Here is a 14,207-nt window from a genome sequence, read left to right as displayed (position 1 = left end):
CATGAGCGCCTCCTCTTCTCCCGCCCCGGGCTCCCTGGCCGGCATCCGCGTGATCGACCTCACCCGGGTCATCTCGGGGCCCTTCTGTACCCAGATCCTCGGCGACCACGGCGCCGACGTGATCAAGGTCGAGTCGCCCGGCAGCGGTGACGTGGTGCGTGGCCAGGGCAACATGGTCAACGGCGAGAGCTGGTACTTCGCCCAGTTCAACCGCAACAAGCGTTCGCTGACCCTGAACCTGCGCAGCGACGACGGCAGGGCGATCCTGCACCGGCTGCTCGCGGGCGCCGACGTGCTGGTGGAGAACTTCCGCCCCGGCGTGCTGGCCAGGATGGGGCTCGACGACGACACCCTGCGCGAGCGCTACCCGCACCTGGTGGTGGGGCGCATCAACGGCTTCGGCTCCACCGGCCCCTATCGCGACCGCCCGGCCTACGACTTCATCGCCCAGGCCATGAGCGGCTTCATGGGCGTGAACGGCCCGGCCGACGGCGAGCCGATGCGTGCCGCGCCGCCGATCAGCGACATGGTGGCCAGCCAGAACCTGGCCTTCGGCATCTGCGCGGCCCTGGTGCGCCGCGAGCGCACCGGCCAGGGCGAGATCGTCGAGACGGCGCTGACCAACGGCCTGATCGCCATGCTCGGCTACCTGGCCGCCGAGTACTTCGCCACCGATCGGATCCCGGCGCGCACCGGCAACGACCACCCCATGCTCTACCCCTATGGCCTGTTCCGGGCCAGCGACGGCGAGGTGGCCATCGCGCCCAGCAACGACGCCATGGTGGCGCGCTTTCTCGGCGCCCTGGACATGCTGCACCTGCTCAATGATCCGCGCTTCGCCGACAACGCCCGGCGCATGGCCAACCGCGAGGCGCTGCGCGAGATCCTCGACGGCGTCGTCGAGACGCGCCGGGTCGACGACTGGATCGAGCACCTCAACCGCGCCGGGGTGCCCTGCGGGCGCGTGCACGACCTGCACGAGACCTTCGCCGACCCCCAGGTACGGGCCCAGGAGATGCGCCTGGAGATCGACCAGGGCGACGCCGGCCGGGTGCCGGTGACCGGCTTCCCGGTGAAGATGCGCGAGGCACCGGCGGCCCTCTACCACCGGGTACCGCGGCTCGGCGAGCACACCCGCGAGCTGCTCGGGGAGCTGGGCATGAGCCGGGAGGAGCTGGATGACCTGCGCGAGCGCGGCGTTATCTGAGCTAGTCTGAACACGGCCGCCGCCAGGCGGCCGAATGTCGGTGCGAGCGATCTCCGCTCGCCACAACAACAATCGCGAAGGAGTATGTCCATGCCATCCATTACCAGGGGAATTCAAGGCTTCGCCGCCACGGCCCTGATCGGGGCGGGGGTGGCGTTCAGTGCCCCTAGCCAGGCACTGCCCATCGGCGAGTGCATCGCCCCGGCGGATCCCGGCGGCGGCTGGGACTTCACCTGCCGCTCGGTGGGCAAGTTGCTGCTCGACCTCGAGCTGGTGGACAGCCCGGTGCAGGTCACCAACATGCCGGGCGGGGTGGGCGCCGTGGCCTTCGCCAACGTCGAGAGCAATCGCGCCGACGACAGCGACCTGCTCGTCGCCACCAGCACCGTGGGGGTGACCCAGATCGCCCAGGGCAAGTACCCCGGGGGCGCCGACACCATGCGCTGGCTGGCCATGCTGGGCACCGACGTGGGCGTGATCCTGGTGGACGACGACAGCGAGTACGAGAGCCTCGAGCAGCTGCTCGACACCATGGTCGAGGACCCGGGCGCCCTGTCCATCGCCGGCTCCAGCGGCGCCGGCGGTTGGGACCACATCCGTGCGCTGATGCTGGCCAAGGAGGCCGGAATGCCGACCGACCAGATCGGCAGCCTGCGCTGGGTGCAGTTCGACGGTGGCGGCCCCGCCGTGACCCAGATGATGGGCGGTCACGTGGACGTGGTCTCCACCGACCTGGGCGAGATCGCCGGCTTCATCGAGTCGGGCGACGTGCGCGTGCTGGCGGTGCTCTCCGAGGAGCCCCTGCCCGAGCCCTTCGACGAGCTGCCCACCGCCGCCTCCCAGGGCTATGACGTGGCCGGCTACAACTGGCGTGGCTTCTACACCGGCGGCGAGGTCTCCGACGCGGACTACGCCGCCATGGTGGAGGACCTCCAGGCGCTCTACGACAGCGACGAGTGGAAGGGGGTCGCCCAGCAGAACGGCCTGGTGCCGCTGTGGCGTGGCGGCGAGGAGTTCGACGCCTTCGTCCGCGAGTCCATCGACGAGGTCGAGGCGATCTCCCGGGAGATCGGGGTCATCCAGTGAGCGACCCCCTGCAGGACGACGCCGGGCGGGTGCCCGGCGTCATCGGCGATCGCATCGCCGGGGCCCTGTTGCTGGTGCTGGCGGTGGGCGCCTGGTGGCTGTCCCACGACCTGGAGTCGGGCTTCATGCAGCCCATCGGGCCGGGCGAATACCCGCGCCTGATCAGCCTGCCCCTGGCGGCGCTGTCGCTGCTGCTGATCCTGCGCCCCGGGCTCAACCAGCGCTGGCCCGGGCGCGCCACCCTGGTGCGCCAGGCGCTGACCCTGCTGGTGCTGGCCAGCTACGCCGGCCTGGTCAAGCCACTCGGCTTCCTGCCCGCCTCCCTCACGGCGGTGGTGCTGCTGATCCGCCTGTTCGGGGCGACCTGGAAGTCCGCCCTGGTCAGCGGCGGCGTGCTCACCCTGGCCCTCTACGCGCTGTTCGAGTTCGCCCTCGGCATTCCGCTGCCCAACATCCCCGGCCTGGACTGGTAACCCCCACGACATGGATATCCTCGCCTTTCTCGCCCAGGGCTTCGCCGTGGCCCTGGAGCCTCAGAACCTCTTCCTGGCGCTGATCGGCTGCGTCATCGGCACCCTGATCGGCGCCCTGCCCGGGCTGGGGCCGGTCAACGGCGTGGCGCTGATGATCCCGCTCTCCTTCAACTTCGGCCTGGCCCCCACGGGGGCGCTGATCCTGCTGGTCAGTGTCTACTACGGCTGCATGTATGGCGGGCGCATCAGCTCCATCGTGCTCAACATCCCCGGCGACGAGCCGGCCATGATGACCACCCTGGACGGCTATCCCATGGCCCTGCAGGGGCGCGGCGGCGAGGCGCTGGGGGTCTCCGCCGTGGCCTCCTTCGTCGGCGCCGGGGTGGCCACCCTGGGGCTGGCGCTGTTCGCGCCGCTGCTGGTCCAGTTCGCCATCCGCTTCGGCCCGGCGGAGTACTTCGCGCTCTTCGTGCTGGCCTTCGCCACCATCGGCGGGGTGACCGGCGGCAGCCTGGTCAAGAGCTTCATCGCCGCCTTCCTGGGGCTGCTGCTGGGCAGCGTCGGCATCGACGCGGTCAGCGGGGTGCCGCGCTACACCTTCGGGCTCTACGAGCTCTTCGACGGCATCGACTTCATCGTCGCCCTGGTGGGACTGTTCGCCATCTCCGAGTGCCTGATCTACCTGGAGGACATCCGCGGCACCAGCCGCCCGACCCTGAAACTCGGCTCGGCGATGCCCGGCGTGCGTTCCGCCGGGCGTTGCGCGCCGACCATCGCCCGCGGCTCGCTGATCGGCTTTGTCGCCGGCGTGCTGCCCGGCGCCGGGGCGGCGCTGGGCAGCTTCCTCGCCTACATGCTCGAGAAGCGCTGGGTGGGGCGCGACGGCCGCTTCGGCCAGGGCGACCCGCGTGGGGTGGCGGCCCCCGAGGCGGGCAACAATGCCGCCGCCGGCGGTGCGCTGATTCCCATGCTGTCGCTGGGCATTCCCGGCAGCGGGACCACGGCGATCCTGCTGGCGCTGCTGCTGTCGATGAACATCACCCCGGGGCCGCTGCTCTTCGAGCAGCAGCCGGAGATGGTGTGGGGGCTGGTGGCGGCGCTGGTGATCGGCAACTTCGTGCTGCTGGTGCTCAACGTGCCGCTGGTGAGCCTGTTCGCCAAGGTGCTGCAGGCGCCGGGTTGGTTCCTGATGCCCATGGTGGTGATGGTGGCCTTCGTCGGCGTCTACTCGCTCAACAACAGCGCCTTCGACCTCTACATGATGCTGGGCTTCGGGGTGCTGGGCTATGCGCTGCGCAAGCTGGAGATCCCCACGGTGCCGGTGGTGCTGGGCCTGCTGCTGGGCGGGCAGATGGAGTTCAACCTGCGCCGCGCCATGTCGATCTCCGGCGGCGACTGGAGCATCCTGTGGAACAGCGGCATTTCGGTGGGCATCTACCTCTTCGCCGTCACCCTGATCGTCGCCGGCCTGGTCTACTCCTGGCTGGTACGGGGGCGCCTGCAGTAGGCGCCGGGGCTGGGCGACGGCGCCCGGGGCTGCCAGAATGGGGCTCTCAAGGAGAGACCGCCCATGACGCAGATGAACTGGGAGCGGCTGCTCGATCCGAGTCGCCTACACGACAAGCGTGGCGAACGCCCCGGCGGGGCCCGCGACGAGATCGGCCGCAGCCCCTTCCACAAGGACCACGACCGGATCGTCTTCGCCGGGTCCTTCCGTCGCCTGGGGCGCAAGACCCAGGTTCACCCCCTCACCGACAACGATCATATCCACACCCGGTTGACCCACTCGCTGGAGGTGGGCTGCGTGGGCCGCTCGCTGGGCATGATCGTCGGCGAGTTGCTGCGCGACCGGCTGCCCGAGTGGATCACCCCGGCGGACATGGGGGTGATCGTCCAGGCGGCCTGCCTGGGGCACGACATCGGCAACCCGCCCTTCGGCCATGCCGGCGAGTACGCCATCCGCGACTGGTTCAAGCGTGCCGAGGCCGACGGCAGCGGGCTGCTCGAGGGGCTCTCCGAGCTCGAGCGCGAGGACCTGCTGACCTACGAGGGCAACGCCCAGGGCTTCCGTATCGTCACCCAGATCGAGTACAACCAGTTTCGCGGTGGCATGCGCCTGACCACGGCGACCCTGGGCACCCTGCTCAAGTATCCGTGGACCGTGGAGCACGGCGGGGTGGCCGGCAAGTTCGGCTGCTACCAGAGCGAGCGGGCGCTGCTCGCCGAGGTGGCCGGGCGCCTCGGCCTGCTGCCCCGCGGCGAGGGGCGCTGGTGCCGCCACCCGCTGGCCTGGCTGGTGGAGGCCGCCGACGACATCTGCTATGCCTTGCTCGACCTGGAGGATGGGCTCGAGATGGGTATCCTGCGCTTCGACGAGGTGGCCGAGGTGCTGACCCAGATCGCCGGCGGCGCACCGCCCGACTACGCCGAGATGCAGCGCGACGGGGTCTCCCAGCGGCGGCGCATCGCCGCCCTGCGCGGGGCGGCCATGGAGCGGGCGGTGAACGACGTGGGGGCGGTCTTCGTGCAGCACGAGGCGGAGCTGCTGGGCGGGCGCCTGCAGGAGGACCTGCTGGAACTCTGCCACCCGGACCTGGGCTGGGGGGTGAAGGCGGCCAAGCAGCTGGCCCGGGAGCGCATCTTCCAGAACGAGCGCAAGGCCAAGCTGGAGATCGGCGCCTACACGACGCTGGGAATTCTGCTCGAGGCCTTCATCGGCGCGGCCCATGAGCTGCACCACACCGGCCGCTCCACCTTCAAGCACCAGCGCGTACTGGCGCTGATCGGCGAGAACACCCCGCGGCGCTCATGGCCTCTGTACGACAGCTACCGGCGCATGCTCGACTTCATCGGTGGCATGACCGACCACTATGCCGTGGACCTGGCCCAGGAGATGGGCGGCCGGCTCAGGGGGGACTGAGCAATGCGCGCTCGGCCGACGCTGCTGCTGCTGGTCATCGCCTGGCTGCTGGCGCCGCTCGCCGCGGCGCAACCCGCGGAGAGCGCGCTGACGCGCCTGGAGCGCGACGACTTCGCCCACTACACCCTGGCACTGACCTGGCACCCCGGCTTCTGCGAGAGCCACTCGCGCCCGCCCCGGGAGTGTCGCCAGCCCGAACTGCGCCGGGGCGCCGAGCAGGGCTTCGTGCTGCACGGCCTGTGGCCGTCGCTGCCCGGGCGCTTCGCCGCCCGGGGCGTCGATCGCCGCCGCTGGTGGCAAGAGGGCTGTTTCCTCGAGACGCCGCGCGCTGACGGGAGTTTCTGCCGGGCCCACCCGCCGCTGGATCTGCCCGAAGCGCTCGACGAGTCCCTCGATGCTGCCATGCCGGGGCGTGCCAGCTGCCTCGACCGCTACCAGTACGCCAAGCATGCCGCCTGCTTTGCGCTGGACTCGGCCGACTATTTCGCCGCGGCGGTTGAATTGCGTGAGGCCGTGAACGCCAGCGCCTTTGGTGCCTTCGTGGCGCTCAACCAGGGCGGCGAGGTGGGGCGCAACGACCTGATCGGCGCCTTCGAGGCGGCCTTCGGCCAGGGCACCGGGCGCGCCCTGCGCCTGCGCTGCGGCGGGCGCGGCAACCGCGTGCTCACCGAGGTGCGCATCGCCATCGCCGCCGACCGCCTCGAGGACTTTCCGGCCGCCGGGAGCCTGGCCCGCCAGGACCGCGGGCGCTGCGCGACGCGGGTGCGGATCGCGACGTTCTGATCAGATCGATGGGCCCTGCAACTGCCCGTCGTCGAGCTGGGCGGCCCGCTCCAGCAGCGCGGCGATCACGGCGCCGTGGGTGGTGTCGTCGATCTCGCCCAGCTGGGTCCGGATGAGTCGGTCCGAGAGATCCTCGCCGCTGGTCACCATCAAGTCGCTCGCCGCCTCGCTGGTGTCGATGTCCCAGCCGGGCAGCGTCAGTACGCCCATCACCGCCACCCGCCTGCCGGTGCGCTTGTGCAGCCAGGTGGCCAGCCAGCGGGTGGCCTGGCGGGTCTTCAGCAACGGCTGGCGCTCGCTCCAGCCGGGAAAGCGCAGGCGCTCGCGCTCCACGCTGACCACGTTGATCTCGCGGCCGTCGGGGGTGAAGGGGCGAGTGCGCGCGCGGGTCTCGACCACGAAGACCCCGTGGGGCGTGACCGCCACATGGTCGATGGTGTAGCTGTCGGTGGGGACATCGTGGAAGACATAGTAGGGGTGGGCCTCGGGGCGGATCAGCGTGTTGAGCTCCTGGCCCACCGCCAGCTCACAGGCCAGCCCCAGCTTGAGACGCCGGATACGCTGGAAGTCGCGGATCAGCAGCAGGCAGAACACCAGCACCAGCACGGTGCTGAGTGCCCCGTAGAGGGCCCACTCGATCCAGTTCTGCTGGCTGGCGAAGAGCATCCGGCCCATGCCGTAGACCAGCGGCGCCAGGGTGACGATGGGCCCGAGGGCGCCGTCGAGGAACAGCCCGGCGAAGGCACGGTCGAGCCGGTCGCGCAGCGCCTGGCCCGGTTCACGCAGGGTGTGGGCATCGAAGGGCGAGCGCACCCGGGCGTCATGCAGGTTGCGCAGCGCCAGCACGATCACCGCCGTGGCAGCCAGGGGGAAGAGAAAGATCAGGGGAAGCAGGTATTCCAGCCAGGCCATCGGGTTTCCTTGCCCAGGGGGGAAGCCCACCCATTCTAGACAACCTCGCCCCCTCGGGGCCATGCTCGGGACTCATAGGGTAGCGGCAGGGCGTCTTCATGCAACAGCCTCTCTCCGCGGCGAGAGCCTCCGATCCGGCGGCGCTGGCCGCCTTCGTGGTTCGCCATCCGCGCCTGGCGGTGCTCACCGGGGCCGGTATCAGTACCGCCAGCGGCATCCCCGACTACCGCGACGAGCGTGGCGACTGGAAACGTTCGCCGCCGATGCAGCATCAGCGGTTCATGACCAGCCATGCGGCCCGTCAGCGCTACTGGGCCCGGGCCCTGGTGGGCTTCCGCGCGCTCAGCGAGGCGCGGCCCAACGAGGCCCACCGGGCCCTGGCCCGGCTCGAGGCGATGGGGCTGGTGGAGGGGGTGATCACCCAGAATGTCGATGGCCTGCACCAGTCGGCGGGATCGCGCCGGGTGATCGACCTGCACGGGCGGGCCGACCTGGTGCGCTGCATGAGCTGTGGTGCCCGACGCATGCGTCATGTCCTGCATGATGAGCTGGCGCGCTGCAACCCTCGCTGGGCGACCACGGGGGCCAGCGTCGGGCCCGACGGCGATGCCGACCTGGAACGGGACTTCTCGGGCTTCCGGGTGCCGAGTTGCGAGCGCTGTGGTGTCGGCATCTGGAAGCCGGACGTGGTGTTCTTCGGCGACAGCGTGCCGCAGGCGACGGTGGCGGCGGCCCAGGCGCTGCTCGACGCCAGCGAGGCCCTGCTGGTGGTGGGGTCGTCGCTGATGGTCTATTCGGGATTTCGCTTCGCCCGGGCCGCGGCCCGGGCCGGCAAGCCGGTTGCCTGCCTCAACCTGGGGCGTACCCGGGCGGACGACCTCTATGCGCTCAAGGTCGAGGTGCCCGCCGACGAGGGGCTCTCGGCGCTGGTGGCGGCGCTCAGCGGCGCGGTGCCAGCGGCAGCTCGATGACGCCTTCGGCGTCCCGCTCGCTCGGTGATACCGGCTCCGGACTGGCGTGGGTCACCCGACCCGCCTCGCGCAGTTCCGCATGCAGCCGTGCTGCGCCGGCTCGCTCCAGGGCACGACGGTCGACCTGCAGCACCACCGGCCAGGGAGAGCCTCCGAGCCCGCTGACGCTGGTCTCGGCCAGGGTGCCACTGCCATCGCTGGCCTCGAGGCGGACCCTCAGCTCGGCATCGGCCGTCGGCGACAACGGCGCTTCCGGAGCCACTTCGGTGCGCAGCAGTTCGAAATCGGGCGTGCCGGCGCAGCCGGCTAGTCCCAGTGTCGCCACCAGCCCCAGGGCGATGACGAGGGGCCGGGTCAGGGATCGGGTCGGTAGCATGGTCTGCACTCTCCTCAGCCGCCGGCAAGCTTGACGGTGAAACCGCGGCCTTCCAGCTCCGCCTTGAGTACCTCGCGGTGGTCGCCCTGGATCTCGATGATGCCTTCCTTGACCGCTCCTCCGGTGCCGCAACGCTTCTTCAGTGCCTTGGCCAGTGCCTTGAGCTCGGCCTCCGCCAGTGGCACGCCCGAGACGGTGGTCACGCCCTTGCCCTTGCGGCCGCTGGTCTCGCGGCGAATACGCACGATGCCGTCGAGCGCCGCCAGGCGGGCCGCATCGGCCTGCTCGGCACAGCGGCAGTCGTCCAGGGGGTGACGGCAGTCGGGGCAGATGTCGCCATGCTCGGTGGAATACACCAGGCCGCGAAGCTGGTCCTGCAGGGAGGCCATGCCGGGCTCCTTTCTTCGAGAGTGTCGGCTCGATGATAGCGCCCGCGGCGCCGGCTTGCATGGCGTGGGGCACTCAGGAAAGCGAGACGGCCATGCGGCGGGCCTTGACCAGCCGGGCGACGATCGTCGGCAACTGGAACATGCTGCTGATCATGATGGCGCCCTCCGGGGTCTCCTCCGCATCCGGATAGCGGTTGAGGTGGATCACCGTCATGCCGGCAGCCAGTGCCGCCCTGACGCCGACGATGGAGTCATCGATGGCCACGCAGTCTTCCGGCGCATGGCCCATCACGCTGGCGGCATGCAGAAAGAGGCAGGGGTCGGGTTTCCAGCACTTGGCGGTGTAGCCGCTGAACAGGCGGTCGTCGAAGCATTCGGCCAGGCCGCTGCTCTTCAGCGAGGCGCGGATCTTGGTTTCCGGGCCGTTGGAGACCACCGCCATCGGGTGGCCGGCCAGGGCGGCGAGGGCCTCGGGGGCACCGGGTATCGGCAGCAGCTCGGTCTCCAGGCGACGCATCAGGTTGCGGCGCATCTCGACTTCCATGGTCTCGAGGTGGTCGGGGTCGACCTGGCCATGGCGGCTCTGCAGCTCGGCGACGATATGGCGGAAGCGGGTGCCACGGAACTCGCCCATGTAGTCGCTGGCGAGGAAGGGCAGGCCGACGGCACTCAGGGCGTTGGCCATCTCGGCGGCCAGCAGCGGTTCGCTGTCGACCAGGGTGCCATCACAATCGAAGAGCAGGCAGGGAGCGTATGCCATCGCCGGTCATCTCGCGCAGATATGGACGGATAGTAAACAGTGTCACTGATATCGGCAGGCCACGACGTTTATTGAGAGTGGGGCGCGCCATAACTTTGTGAACGCTGTTTCCTAACAGTATTGCTACATTTCCGCGGTTCTTCAAGGTGCGACCAAGGTCGAATTCATTCGGGCTTTTATCTTTTCTGCCATACTACCATACTAGTCATGTCAGCCGGCGGGTCGCCGGCATTGAATGGAATGGTCGGGGAATCGCCATGAATATCAGCTTGCAGGCCCTGTGGCAGGACACACGAGACGAGGGCTCGGTGCGCCAGCGTCTTCACCAGGTGCTGCGCCAGTCGATCATCCGCATGGTGCTGGCGCCGGGCCAGGCGCTCTCCGAGAAGGAGATCGCCGAGACCTTCGCGGTCAGCCGCCAGCCAGTCAGGGAGGCCTTCATCCGCCTGTCGGAAGCCGGCCTGGTGGAGGTGCGTCCGCAACGCGGTACCTACGTGGTGAGGATCTCCCGCCAGGCCGTGCTCGAGGCGCGCTTCGTGCGCGAGGCGGTGGAGGTGGCGGTGGCCCGGGAGGCCGCCGAGTGCGGGCTGGCGCCGCGCACCCTGGGGGAATTGAACGAGCTGATCGAGCGCCAGCGGAACTGCATCGAGCCGCAGGACCACGACCGCTTCTTCCTGCTCGACGAGGCCTTCCACCGCGCCCTGGCGCTGGGCACGGGGCATACCACCGCGTGGCGGGTGACCGAGGACGTCAAGGCGCAGCTCGACCGGGTGCGCTACCTGAGCATTCCGGACTCGACCCCGATCCTCAAGCTGACCGACCAGCACCAGGCGATCGTCGATGCCATCGCCGCCCGGGACCCCGACCTCGCTGCCCGGGCGATGGGCCTCCATCAGCAAGAGATCCTGCAGTCGCTTCCCGAGCTGATGCGGCGCTTTCCCGAGATGTTCGAAACCCAGCAGACCCCATCACTCGTCGCGGAGGCGAGCCCATGAAGATCAGCGACGCCTATGTGATCGTCACCTCCCCGGGGCGCAACTTCGTGACCCTCAAGATCGTCACCGACGAGGGCGTCTACGGCATCGGTGACGCCACCCTCAACGGTCGCGAGATGGCCGTGGTCGCCTATCTCGAGGAGCACGTGATCCCGGCGCTGATCGGCCGCGACGCCAGCCGCATCGAGGACATCTGGCACTACCTCTATCGCGGCGCCTACTGGCGCCGCGGCCCGGTGACCATGAGTGCCATCGCCGCGGTGGACCTGGCGCTGTGGGACATCAAGGCCAAGGCGGCGAACATGCCGCTCTATCAACTGCTCGGCGGCAAGAGCCGCGAGCGGGTGATGACCTACGCCCACTGCACCGGCAAGGACATCGAGACCTGTCTCGAGGAGGTCGAGGCCCACGTCAAGCTCGGCTATCGCGCCGTGCGGGTGCAGGCCGGCATCCCCGGCATCCCCACCATCTACGGGGTCGCCAAGCGCGAGGGGGAACGCTATGAACCGGCGGATTCCGACCTGCCCGCCGAGCATGTGTGGAGCACCGAGAAGTACCTCAATCACGTACCCAAGCTGTTCGCCGCGGTACGCGAGCGCTTCGGCGACGAGATTCACCTGCTGCACGACGTTCACCATCGGCTGACGCCCATCGAGGCGGCGCGCCTGGGCAAGGCGGTCGAGCCCTACCACCTGTTCTGGCTGGAGGATTGCGTGCCGGCCGAGAACCAGGAGAGCTTCCGGCTGATTCGCCAGCACACCACCACGCCGCTGGCGGTGGGCGAGGTGTTCAACTCGATCCACGACTACCGCGAGCTGCTCGAGAACCAGTGGATCGACTACATCCGCACGCCGCTCTCCCATGGTGGCGGCATCACCCACGTGCGGCGCATCGCCGACCTGGCCGGGCTCTATCACGTGCGCACCGGCTTCCACGGGCCGACGGACCTGTCGCCGGTGTGCCTGGGGGCGGCGATCCACTTCGACACCTGGGTGCCCAACTTCGGCATCCAGGAGCATATGCCCCATACCGAGGAGACCGACGGGGTCTTCCCCCACGACTATCGCTTCGAGGACGGCCACTTCCTCGTCGGCGAGGCGCCGGGACACGGCGTCGACATCGATGAGGAGCTGGCCAAGCAGTATCCCTACAAGCGTGCCAGCCTGCCGGTCAACCGGCTGGAAGACGGCACCCTATGGCACTGGTGAGGAGACGAACATGAAGGCATTCCAGGTCAATGCGCCGCTGGACTATCGGATCGCCGAGGTGGAGGTTCCCACGGCCGCCCCCGGCGAGGCGCTGGTGCGCGTCGCCTTCGCCGGTATCTGCGGCTCGGACATGCACATCATCCACGGCGACAACGCCTTCGTGCGCTTCCCGCGCATCACCGGCCATGAGTTCGCCGGGGTGGTCGAGGCCGTGGGCGAGGGCGTCGAGGACATCGCCGTGGGCGATCGCGTCTGCATCGATCCGGTGATCAGCTGTGGCCACTGCTACCCCTGTCGCATCGGGCGGCCCAACGTCTGCACCTCCCTGGAAGTGATCGGCGTGCATCGCGATGGCGGCTTCGAGGAGCGTGTCGCCGTGCCGGCGGCCAACCTGCACCGGCTGCCGGACGGCCTAGCGCTGGATGTCGCCGCCCTGGTCGAGCCCTACAGTATCGCCGCCAACGTGCTCGATCGCATGCAGCCCCAGCCGGGCGATCGCCTGCTGGTGTACGGCGCCGGGGTGATCGGCCTGACCATCCTGCAGATCGCCCGGGCCAAGGGCATCGAGGAGGTGATCGTCACCGACGTCATCGACGAGCGGCTGGAGGCCGCAAAGGCACTCGGCGCGCGTCATGTCCTCAACGGTCGCGACCGGGACGTCGAACAGGCGGTCCTCGAGCTGACCGAGGGCGAGGGCGTGCCGCTGATCGCCGATGCGGCCTGCGTCCCGGCCTTGCTACCGCAGATCCTGCGCCTGGCCTCGCCGGCCGGTCGCATCGGCCTGCTGGGCTTCACTCCCACCCCGAGCGATCTGGTGCAGCTCGAGGTGATCAAGAAGGAGCTGACCCTGGTGGGGTCGCGGCTCAACAACCGCAAGTTTCCCGAGGTGCTCGAGCTGATGGCCAGCGGTCGTCTCGATCCCCTGGCGCTGGTGAGCCACCGGCTGCCGTTCGACGAGATGCCCGGTGCCATCGACATGCTCGACCACCATCCCGAGCAGGCCCGCAAGGTGCTGATCCAGATCGGCACCTGACGGCCTGAATTCAAGCAATAAGTGCAGCACGCCAACCCAAGCACTACCGCAACTCAAGCACCACCACAACGCACAACATCCACGTGCAGGAGTGAACATCATGATGAAGCAGCTCGTCACCGGTGCCGTCCTCGGGGCGGCCCTGATCGGTAGCCAGGCGGCCCTGGCCGCCGACGTCACCCTGAAGTTCGGCCACCTCGCCAACGAGGAGAACATCTGGCACCAGGCCGCGGTGAAGTTCAAGGAGGAGGTCGAGGCCAACTCCGACGGCCGCATCGAGGTGCAGCTCTACCCCAACGAGCAGCTCGGCGCCGAGATGGACGTGATCAACAGCATCCAACTGGGTACCGCGGACATGACCATCACCGGCGAGAGCCTGCAGAACTGGGCACCCAAGGCCGCCATGATGGCCGTGCCCTACGCCTTCCGCGATGCCGAGCACCTGCATGCCGCGGTGAGCGGCGAGATCGGCGAGTCGATCGAGGCGCAGATCACCGAGCGCGCCAACCTGGTGCCCCTGGCCTGGTTCGAGCGCGGCCCGCGGCACCTGACCTCCAACCGCCCGATCGAGCATCCCGACGATCTCGACGGTATCCGCCTGCGCGTGCCCAATGTGCCGCTGTTCGTCGATACCTGGGAGGCGCTGGGGGCCCGCCCCACGCCGATGGCCTTCAGCGAGGTCTTCACCTCCCTGCAGCAGAGCACCATCGAGGCCCAGGAGAACCCGCTGAGCCTGATCGAGAGCGCCAGCTTCGACGAGGTCCAGGACTACGTGAACCTCACCGGCCACGTGCGCAGCTGGATCTATGTGGTGATCGGCAAAGACAAGCTCGAGAGCATGCCGGAGGATCTGCAGGAGGTGATCTTCGAGGCGGCCGATACCATGCAGGCCCACGAGGCCGAGCTCTTCGCCGAGGACGAGGAGCGTCTGCGTCAGGATCTCGAGGAGCGCGGCATGGAGTTCGTCGAGGTGGATATCGACGCCTTCACCGAGAAGGCTCGCCCGGCAGTGCTCGACGCCCTGGACGAGGAACAGCGCGAACTGTTCGAGGCCATCCAGGACCTGTGATGTCGCATCCGGACGCGCCCATGCC

Annotated in this window: 15 protein-coding genes; 11 read left to right on the top strand and 4 right to left on the bottom strand. The window is 69.1% G+C overall.

What is annotated here, in order from left to right; all coding sequences use genetic code 11:
- Position 1: 1 nt before the first annotated feature.
- From QLQ85_RS07325 to QLQ85_RS07300, 6 genes are all read left to right on the top strand, one after another.
- Positions 2-1,207 carry a CaiB/BaiF CoA transferase family protein gene (locus QLQ85_RS07325; protein ID WP_282738388.1) on the top strand — a complete coding sequence of 402 codons (1,206 nt, stop codon included), beginning with the start codon at positions 2-4 and terminating at the stop codon, positions 1,205-1,207.
- Positions 1,208-1,297: 90 nt separating this feature from the next.
- Positions 1,298-2,293: a Bug family tripartite tricarboxylate transporter substrate binding protein gene (locus tag QLQ85_RS07320; RefSeq protein ID WP_282738387.1), complete on the top strand. Its 996-nt coding sequence runs from the start codon at positions 1,298-1,300 to the stop codon at positions 2,291-2,293.
- Positions 2,290-2,766 (top strand): tripartite tricarboxylate transporter TctB family protein, encoded by a 477-nt coding sequence (locus tag QLQ85_RS07315; RefSeq protein WP_282738386.1) that lies wholly within the window; start codon positions 2,290-2,292, stop codon positions 2,764-2,766. Before QLQ85_RS07320 ends, QLQ85_RS07315 begins: the two co-directional genes overlap by 4 nt.
- 10 nt (positions 2,767-2,776) lie before the next feature.
- Positions 2,777-4,273 carry a tripartite tricarboxylate transporter permease gene (locus QLQ85_RS07310; RefSeq protein WP_282738385.1) on the top strand — a complete coding sequence of 499 codons (1,497 nt, stop codon included), beginning with the start codon at positions 2,777-2,779 and terminating at the stop codon, positions 4,271-4,273.
- Between the two features lie 63 nt (positions 4,274-4,336).
- Positions 4,337-5,686 (top strand): deoxyguanosinetriphosphate triphosphohydrolase, encoded by a 1,350-nt coding sequence (locus tag QLQ85_RS07305; RefSeq protein ID WP_282738384.1) that lies wholly within the window; start codon positions 4,337-4,339, stop codon positions 5,684-5,686.
- Positions 5,687-5,689: 3 nt separating this feature from the next.
- The gene (locus QLQ85_RS07300) at positions 5,690-6,469 is read left to right on the top strand and encodes a ribonuclease T2 family protein (protein WP_282738383.1); all 780 of its coding nucleotides are present in this window, start codon (positions 5,690-5,692) and stop codon (positions 6,467-6,469) included.
- On the opposite strand, the gene QLQ85_RS07295 is transcribed toward QLQ85_RS07300, so the two are convergent.
- Positions 6,470-7,381, bottom strand: coding sequence for a nuclease-related domain-containing protein (locus QLQ85_RS07295; protein ID WP_282738382.1), 912 nt, complete (start codon positions 7,379-7,381; stop codon positions 6,470-6,472).
- A gap of 98 nt (positions 7,382-7,479) precedes the next feature.
- Between QLQ85_RS07295 and QLQ85_RS07290 the strand changes: the two genes are divergently transcribed.
- A complete protein-coding gene (locus tag QLQ85_RS07290; RefSeq protein WP_282720998.1) occupies positions 7,480-8,352 on the top strand; it encodes an NAD-dependent protein deacetylase in 873 nt (290 codons plus the stop codon).
- Here QLQ85_RS07290 and QLQ85_RS07285 read toward each other — a convergent pair.
- The 3 genes from QLQ85_RS07285 to QLQ85_RS07275 form a co-directional block, all read right to left on the bottom strand.
- Complete coding sequence (locus QLQ85_RS07285; RefSeq protein ID WP_282738381.1) at positions 8,321-8,728, bottom strand: hypothetical protein; 408 nt, start codon at positions 8,726-8,728, stop codon at positions 8,321-8,323. The two genes, QLQ85_RS07290 and QLQ85_RS07285, sit on opposite strands and share 32 nt — an antisense overlap.
- A 14-nt stretch (positions 8,729-8,742) precedes the next feature.
- Positions 8,743-9,117, bottom strand: coding sequence for a translation initiation factor Sui1 (locus tag QLQ85_RS07280; RefSeq protein WP_102628142.1), 375 nt, complete (start codon positions 9,115-9,117; stop codon positions 8,743-8,745).
- Between the two features lie 73 nt (positions 9,118-9,190).
- The gene (locus tag QLQ85_RS07275; protein ID WP_282720997.1) at positions 9,191-9,877 is read right to left on the bottom strand and encodes an HAD family hydrolase; all 687 of its coding nucleotides are present in this window, start codon (positions 9,875-9,877) and stop codon (positions 9,191-9,193) included.
- A gap of 257 nt (positions 9,878-10,134) precedes the next feature.
- On the opposite strand from QLQ85_RS07275, the gene QLQ85_RS07270 reads away from it, so the two are divergent.
- The 4 genes from QLQ85_RS07270 to QLQ85_RS07255 all read left to right on the top strand — a co-directional run bounded on the left by QLQ85_RS07270 (position 10,135) and on the right by QLQ85_RS07255 (position 14,182).
- Positions 10,135-10,872, top strand: coding sequence for a GntR family transcriptional regulator (locus tag QLQ85_RS07270; protein ID WP_282738380.1), 738 nt, complete (start codon positions 10,135-10,137; stop codon positions 10,870-10,872).
- The gene (gene manD, locus QLQ85_RS07265; RefSeq protein ID WP_282738379.1) at positions 10,869-12,080 is read left to right on the top strand and encodes a D-mannonate dehydratase ManD; all 1,212 of its coding nucleotides are present in this window, start codon (positions 10,869-10,871) and stop codon (positions 12,078-12,080) included. Before QLQ85_RS07270 ends, manD begins: the two co-directional genes overlap by 4 nt.
- 10 nt (positions 12,081-12,090) lie before the next feature.
- Positions 12,091-13,113, top strand: coding sequence for a Zn-dependent oxidoreductase (locus QLQ85_RS07260; protein WP_282738378.1), 1,023 nt, complete (start codon positions 12,091-12,093; stop codon positions 13,111-13,113).
- A gap of 100 nt (positions 13,114-13,213) precedes the next feature.
- Positions 13,214-14,182: a TRAP transporter substrate-binding protein gene (locus QLQ85_RS07255; protein WP_282738377.1), complete on the top strand. Its 969-nt coding sequence runs from the start codon at positions 13,214-13,216 to the stop codon at positions 14,180-14,182.
- Positions 14,183-14,207: the final 25 nt, after the last annotated feature.

It is taken from the genome of Halomonas kalidii (genome assembly GCF_030010475.1).
Classification (GTDB): Bacteria; Pseudomonadota; Gammaproteobacteria; order Pseudomonadales; family Halomonadaceae; genus Halomonas; species Halomonas heilongjiangensis.
This window is presented reverse-complemented; position numbering and strand designations above follow the sequence as displayed.